Origin of the sequence: Nguyenibacter vanlangensis, from assembly GCF_013376155.1 — a bacterium.
In the GTDB taxonomy this organism is placed as follows: Bacteria; Pseudomonadota; Alphaproteobacteria; order Acetobacterales; family Acetobacteraceae; genus Gluconacetobacter; species Gluconacetobacter vanlangensis.
On sequence record NZ_JABXXP010000107.1, the window covers coordinates 1 to 7,365 of the forward strand.

The window sequence follows — 7,365 nt, forward strand, 5'->3', positions numbered from 1 at the left end:
CGTGCCCAGGGGGCGATCCGCGACGGGGCGCACGCCTTCAGCCGGGATGGCGGGCTGGCGGTGCTGTACGGCAACATCGCCGAGGACGGCGCGATCGTGAAGACGGCGGGCGTGGCGGCGGGGCTGCTGCGCTTCTCCGGCCCGGCGCGGATCTTCGAAAGCCAGGACGCGGCGGTGTCCGCGATCCTGGGCGGCCGGATCATCGCGGGCGACGTCGTCGTCATCCGCTACGAGGGGCCGAAGGGCGGCCCGGGCATGCAGGAAATGCTCTATCCGACCAGCTACCTGAAATCGAAGGGGCTGGCGGAGCAGTGCGCGCTGATCACCGACGGACGGTTCTCGGGCGGAAGTGCGGGCCTGTCGATCGGCCATATCTCGCCCGAGGCCGCCGAGGGCGGGGCGATCGGCCTGCTGGAAGACGGCGACATCGTCGAGATCGACATCCCCAACCGCGTGCTGCGCACCACGGTGCCCGAATCCGAACTGGCCGCGCGCCGCCAACGGATGGAGGAGAAGGGCGACGCCGCCTGGCAGCCGCGGCGCGACCGGGTGGTGTCCACCGCATTGCAGGCCTATGCCGCCCTGACCACCAGCGCCGCGCGCGGCGCGGTGCGCGACGTCGGCCAGTTACGCCGCCGCTGAACGCAGGGTCCCGGGGACGGATCGGTCCCCGCTCCAAAAACAATTCATGACCGTATCGTGCGCCCTCGCCCTTAATCAGGCGGGGGCGTCGTTATTTCCGCGCGCCATCCGGGCCGCCATGATGTAATATTCGGTACAGTGACGCCGTCATTATGGGTTGCTTATCGACTTTATTCCTGTATTTGTTACATTGCGCAATAATTTTTCGCGAAATAATCGGTGACATTGCGGATATTTCCGGAATGATCGTCCCAAAATTTCATTAATGAAAATTGTTTTAAACAGATGAACGTCTTTTCATACATAGTTTGACATACTCCTCGCTATATCGTGTGTGATGAGATCGCGTGCCGTTGCGCGCACGAGCCGCCACAGGGAGTCTTCGATGACCGCGTCATATCGCAACAGCGCCTGACCTGTACGGTCCGTCCGCCAGGCGCGGCACCGACGCCGCGCCCCGCCCCCGCGCCAGAAAGTCCTGAACAGGGAAAAGGCCGCTTATGAATGCAATAGTAGTGACGGCCCTGCGACGGCCGTACACGTTCGTCGTCCTGTCGATCCTGATCGTGATGTTCGGTGTCTTGTCCATCTTCAAGACGCCGACCGACGTTTTCCCCAACATCAGGATCCCCGCCATCGCGGTGGTCTGGACCTATGGCGGCATGCTGCCCGAGGAATTCGCCGGCCGCATCATCTATAACTACGAGCAGGGCGTGACCTCGACGGTCGAGGGAATCGAGCACATGGAAGCCGATTCCTTCTATGGCCGCGGCATCGTCAAGATCTTCTTCCAGCCTGGCACCGACATCGGCTCGGCCGAGGCCGACGTGACCGCGATCTCGCAGACCGTGCTCCAGCAGTTGCCGGAACATATCCCGGCGCCGATGATCATGAAGCTGGAAGCGTCCTCGGTGCCGGTCATCTCGCTGAAGCTGACCTCGGACAAGCTGACACCCTCGGATCTGTTCAAGCTGGCGCATATCCGCGTGCGGACCCTGCTGGTGACCGTGCCGGGCGCGATCGTGCCGCATCCCTATGGCGGCATGGACAATTTCGTGATGGTGGCGCTGAACCAGAAGCAGTTGATGGCGCATCATCTCTCGGCGATGGACGTGCAGAACGTCTTCGACAAGCAGAACGCGGTGCGCCCCGCCGGCGACCAGAAGATCGGCGCCACGGACTGGATGGTGCAGACCAACGCCACCCCGCGCTCGATGGAGGAACTGGGCAACATCCCGGTCAAGCGCGTCGGCAACTCGGTCGTCTACGTGCATGATCTGGGCGAGGTCTATCGCGGCGGGCATCCGCAGACCAACGTCGTGCTGGTCCAGGGGCGCCAGGCCGTCATCATGGTGGTGATGAAAAGCGGCGACGCCTCGACGCTCGACGTCGTCTCGGGGGTAAAGGCGCTGCTGCCGCGCCTGCGCGCGGTGCTGCCGGCCTCGGTGCATATCAGCGTGCTCAGCGACGCCTCGGGCTTCGTGAAGGATTCGATCAAGGACGTGCTGCGTGAAATGGTCACGGCGGCGTTCCTGACCGGCCTGGTGGTGCTGCTGTTCCTCGGCTCGTGGCGCTCGACGATCATCATCGCCACCTCGATCCCGCTGGCGATCCTGTGCTCGATCATCGGGCTGAACTGGGCGGGCCAGACCATCAACGTCATGACGCTGGGCGGCCTGGCGCTGGCGGTCGGCATCCTGGTCGACGACGCCACCGTGATGATCGAGAACATCGACACCCATCTGGAGATGGGCAAGGAGCTGGAGGTCGCGATCATCGACGCGGCCAACCAGATCGTCATCCCGACCTTCGTTTCCACCACCTGCATCTGCATCGTCTGGCTGCCCTTGTTCGAACTGGGCGGGGTCGCGGGCTGGCTGTTCATGCCGATGGCCGAGGCGATCATCTTCGCCATGATCGCGTCCTTCATCCTGTCGCGCACCCTGGTGCCGACCATGGCGAAGTTCCTGCTGGCCGGTCAGGTGCATGGGCCGCACGGCCATGTCGACCACGCAGCGGAACCCCAGGGCGGCCCACGGGGCGGTAACGTGTTCACCCGGTTCCAGCGCGGGTTCGAACGGCGCTTCAACGCCTTCCGCGAAGGGTACGGCCGCTTCCTGCAATGGGCGATCGCGATCCGTGGCCGGTTCGTCTTCGTCTTCCTGGGGGCGTCCGTGCTCTCGCTGATGCTGTTCACGGTGGCGGGGCGCGACTTCTTCCCCGAAATCATGTCCGATCAGTTGCAGATGCATTTCCGCGCGCCGCTGGGCACCCGGATCGAGGTGGCCGCCCGCATCGCGGCGCTGGTCAGCGACCGGGCCAAGGAATTGCTGCCGGGCAAGGTCGATGACGTGGTCAGCAATTGCGGCCTGCCCGAAGGCCCGCACAACCAGGCCTTCATCCCGACGCCGACCGTCGGCACGCAGGATTGCGACCTGACGATCACGCTGAAGGACCCGGAATCGCCGGTGTGGGATTATCGCGCCGTGCTGCGCAAGGGCCTCTCGGCCAGCTTCCCGGGCACGATCTTCACCTTCCAGCCCGCCGACCTGACGGCGAAGATCCTGAATTTCGGATCGCCCTCGCCGATCGACGTCAAGATCGCGGGCCCCGACCTGCGCGCCAGCTATAAATACGCGCTGGAACTGGTGAACAAGCTGCGCGCCGTGCCGGGCGCCACCGACGTGGCTCTGCAGCAGACGATGGAAACGCCGACCCTGTTCGTGAAGGGCGACCGCAGCTTCGGCCAAGCCATGGGCGGGGTCACCGCGGGCGACCTGGCGGATAACGAGCTGATGACCCTGTCGGGCAGCTCGACCGTCGATCCGCAATATTGGTTCGACCCCGAGACGGGCGTGACCTTCCAGTTGAACACCTATGTCTCGCAGGACCAGTTGACGCACTTCAACGACCTGCTGACCATTCCGGTCGACAAGGGCGACGGCGATCCCAGCGGCAAGAACCTGCAATTGCTGGGGGCCATGAGTTCGGTGGGCGCCATCGGCACGCCGGGCGAGGTGTCGCACTATAACTCGATGCCCGCCTTCGACATCTACGTGTCGGCCGAAGGCACCGACCTGGGCTCGGTCCTGTCCGGCGTGAACAAGGTCGTCGCGCAGACCGCGCACGACGTGCCGCGCGGCGCGGCGGTGGATATCGAGGGCCAGGCGACGACGATGCGCAGCGCCTACAGCCAGTTGATCGGCGGGCTCGTGATTTCGATCCTGCTGATCTATCTGCTGATCGTCGTCAACTTCCAGTCCTGGCTGGACCCGTTCATCATCATCACCGCGCTGCCGGGCGCGCTGGCGGGCATCTCGTGGAGCCTGTTCCTGACGCATACGCACCTGTCGGTGCCGGCGCTGACGGGGGCCATCATGTGCATGGGCACGGCGACCGCCAACTCGATCCTGGTCGTGTCCTATGCCCGTGAACGGCTGGAAATCCACGGCGACGCGCTGAAGGCGGCGCTGGAAGCGGGCTTCGGCCGTATCCGGCCGGTGCTGATGACCGCGTCGGCGATGATCGTGGGCATGGTCCCGATGTCGATCAGCAATTCGCAGAACGCGCCGCTGGGCAAGGCGGTGATCGGCGGCCTGATCGTGGCCACCATCTCCACCCTTCTGTTCGTCCCTTGTGTTTACGCAATCATTTACAATCGCGCGTCTCGCCGGAAGGAGTCGGTCTGATGGCTTCAAGCAAAGTTCTTCTCGCGGGGGGTGCCTGCGTGCTGGCCCTGTGCGTGGGGTATCAGGTCGTCACGCGCATGCATGCGGTCGGCGTCCTGCGGGCCGCGACGCTGGAAAACGCGGTGCCCGACGTGGCGGTGGTCCAGCCCAAGCCCGGCCCGAAAACGCTGACCCTGACCCTGCCGGGCACGATCGACGCCTGGTACCAGGCGCCGATCTATCCCCAGGCGTCGGGCTACGTGAAGATGTGGTACAAGGATTACGGCGCCACGGTAAAGGCCGGCGACGTCCTGGCCGAAATCAACGCGCCCAGCCTGGACGCGCAATATGCCCAGGCCAAGGCCGATCTGGCGGCGGCGCAGGCCAAATACAACCTGGCGGTGGTCAGCGCCGATCGCTGGCATGCCATGGCCAAGTCGCAGGCCGTGTCGGGGCAGTCGGTGTCGGTGGCCGACGCGAACCGCAAATCCAGCCAGGCGGACATGGAGGCGGCGGAACATAACGTCGCCCGCTTCGAGGCCCTGGAACGGTTCAAGACCATCGTCGCGCCGTTCGACGGCGTGGTGACGGCGCGTACCATCAATGTCGGCGACTATGTCAGCAGCGGCTCGGGCGAGCATGGCACCGATGGCGATGCCAGCCAGCTCTTCACCGTGGCGGACATGCACAAGGTGCGCCTGTTCGTCTCGGTGCCGGAAGTGTTCTCCTACATGCTCAAGCCGGGCATGACGGCGGACGTGACCGTGCCGCAATTCCCCAACCGGGTGTTCAAGGCGCAGTTCCTGACGATCGCCCGCGGCTATGACCCGAACACGCGTACGGCGGTGACCGAATTCACCATCGACAATGACGACCATACGCTCTGGCCCGGCACGTTCGCGTCCGTCAAGCTGACGGCGCCGGCGACCCCGGGCGTGTATGAGATCCCGACCGCGACCCTGGTGTTCCAGGAGCCCGGGATGCAGGTCGCGACGGTGGACGGCGACAGCCGGGTGCATTTCCACAATATCCAGGTCGGCCGCATGGCCGACGCCTCGACCGAGGTGACGGACGGGATCGCGCCGACCGACCGGATCATCAACAATCCGCCCGCCGACCTGCTGGAAGGGCAGAAGGTGCATCTGGTCACGCCGGCGAAAGGCTATGACCAGCCGGAGGAAATCGGCGAATGATCGTCCGTTCGATCGTCCCCTCCCTGCGCCGGACCGCCCTGTCCGGGGGCACCGTGCTGTCGCTGGCGGCGCTGTCCGCCTGCGACCTGGCCCCGGCCTATCACCCGCCGACCTTCATCGTGCCGGCATCGTGGCATGGCCAGGGCGTGTTCGCCACCGCGACGCCGGCGGATACGCAGATCCCCGCAAAATGGTGGACTCTGCTGCATGATCCGCAACTGGACGCGCTGGAGGACAAGGCGACCGCCGCGAATGCCGACCTGCAGGCGGCCGCCGAGCGCTTCGTGCAGGCGCGCGCCATGGTCATGCAGGCGCGTGCCGACCTGCTGCCGCATTTCGGCCTGGCCTTCGGCGCGTCGGACAACAAGCAGTCGGCCGACCGGCTGTTCCGCTACAAGGGCGCGCTGACCCAGACCGACGAATTCTATGGCGGCCTGGCCTCGTGGGAGCCCGATTTCTGGTCGGAAATCCGCAACCAGGTCCGGGTGGCGAAATATTCGGCGCAGCAGAAGGCGGCCGATTACGCCTCGGCGCGCCTCAGCCTGCAGGCCGAACTGGCCAGCGACTATATCGCGCTGCGCGGCTATGACGCGCAGGACGCGATCTATCGCAAATCCATCGCCTATTACCAGAAGGCGGTGTCGGTCACCCAGACCCAGCTCGCCAACCAGGCGGCGCCGCGGCTGGACCTGGCGCGCGCGCAGAACCGGCTCTACGTCACCCAGGCGGCCGAGCTGGATATCCTGGCCCAGCGTGAGGTGACCGAGCACGCGATCGCCGTGCTGACCAACAGCGCGCCGTCCGGCTTCCATATCGCCCCGTCCGACCGGCTGGATTTCGCCCGGGCGGCGATTCCGACCGGCGTGCCGTCCGACCTGCTGCAGCGCCGGCCCGACATCGCGTCGTCCGAGCGCGAGATGGCGCAGGCCAACCGGATGATCGGCGTGGCGCGCGCGGCGTTCTATCCGCATATCGCGCTCAGCGCGAATGGCGGGTTCGACGCCAACGGGTTCGACCTGGCCAACCTGGCGAACAGCATGTGGTCCTACGGGGCCTCGGCCTCGATGCCGATCTTCGAGGGCGGGTTGCGCCGGGCCGCGCTGCAGTCCTCCTGGGCTGGCTATCGCGAGATGCGTGACCATTACCGCGCCACGGTGCTGTCGGCATTCCGCGAGGTCGAGGACGGGCTGTCGCGCACCAGCCGCCTCTGGGCCGAGACCGACCGGCTGAAGGCGGCGGTCTCGGCGGCGCTGGACATGCAGAACATGACCATGACCCTGTACAAGGGCGGGCTGTCGCCCTACCTGGACGCGATCATCGCGCAGGAAGCGGCGCTGGACGCCCAGATCTCGCAGGTGCAGGTCGCCACGCGCTATTTCCAGGCGCAGGTGGGGCTGATCCGCGCGCTGGGCGGCGGCTGGAACGACAGGCTGCTGCCGACGCCCGACCAGACCATGAGCTTCTCGATCCTGCAATATGACGGGTTGCACCATCCCGCCCCGGCCGGCGGCATCGCCGGCGTGCGGGACGAGACGCCGTATGACGACCTGGCCGGATCGGCGGCGCCCAAGGTCGGAACCGCCACCATGACGCCCGCCGCCATGACGGCGCACTGACCCGAACCGGCTCCGCCGGCATCGAGTCAAGCCTGGGTTCCGCCCCGCGGACCCAGGCTTTTTTATCGGCCGTCGATTGGCCGGCCCGCCCCTTGCCAGGTCCGCCCCCTTGCCAGATCAGGCCGGTGCCGTAACAGTCTGTGCCGAAAACGGGAATGGAGGCGACATTGGCCGGGCGGACGGGCAAAGGCGGGGCAGGGTACGGGCTGGTCGGGGGGCTGCTGATGCTGGCGGCGGCCGGGCCGG

3 protein-coding genes and 1 pseudogene are annotated in these 7,365 nt (G+C 66.0%); all 4 read left to right on the forward strand.

Annotation, left to right across the window (positions count from 1 at the left end; translation table 11 throughout):
• A pseudogene (locus tag HUK84_RS07755) lies at positions 1-642 on the forward strand (dihydroxy-acid dehydratase); the annotation flags it as partial.
• 500 nt (positions 643-1,142) lie between these two features.
• Positions 1,143-4,331 (forward strand): efflux RND transporter permease subunit, encoded by a 3,189-nt coding sequence (locus HUK84_RS07760; protein WP_176639776.1) that lies wholly within the window; start codon positions 1,143-1,145, stop codon positions 4,329-4,331.
• Positions 4,331-5,503 carry an efflux RND transporter periplasmic adaptor subunit gene (locus HUK84_RS07765; protein ID WP_176639777.1) on the forward strand — a complete coding sequence of 391 codons (1,173 nt, stop codon included), beginning with the start codon at positions 4,331-4,333 and terminating at the stop codon, positions 5,501-5,503. The genes HUK84_RS07760 and HUK84_RS07765 overlap by 1 nt, the downstream gene beginning before the upstream one ends.
• Entirely contained in the window at positions 5,500-7,119 is a 1,620-nt protein-coding gene (locus tag HUK84_RS07770) for an efflux transporter outer membrane subunit (protein ID WP_176639778.1), read from the forward strand. The genes HUK84_RS07765 and HUK84_RS07770 overlap by 4 nt, the downstream gene beginning before the upstream one ends.
• Positions 7,120-7,365: the final 246 nt, after the last annotated feature.

Excerpts from the sequence above, each read along its gene's own strand:
- HUK84_RS07765 (WP_176639777.1), top strand. The coding sequence starts at position 4,331 with ATGGCTTCAAGCAAAGTTCTTCTCGCGGGGGGTGCCTGCGTGCTGGCC.
- HUK84_RS07760 (WP_176639776.1), top strand. The coding sequence starts at position 1,143 with ATGAATGCAATAGTAGTGACGGCCCTGCGACGGCCGTACACGTTCGTC.
- HUK84_RS07770 (WP_176639778.1), top strand. The coding sequence starts at position 5,500 with ATGATCGTCCGTTCGATCGTCCCCTCCCTGCGCCGGACCGCCCTGTCC.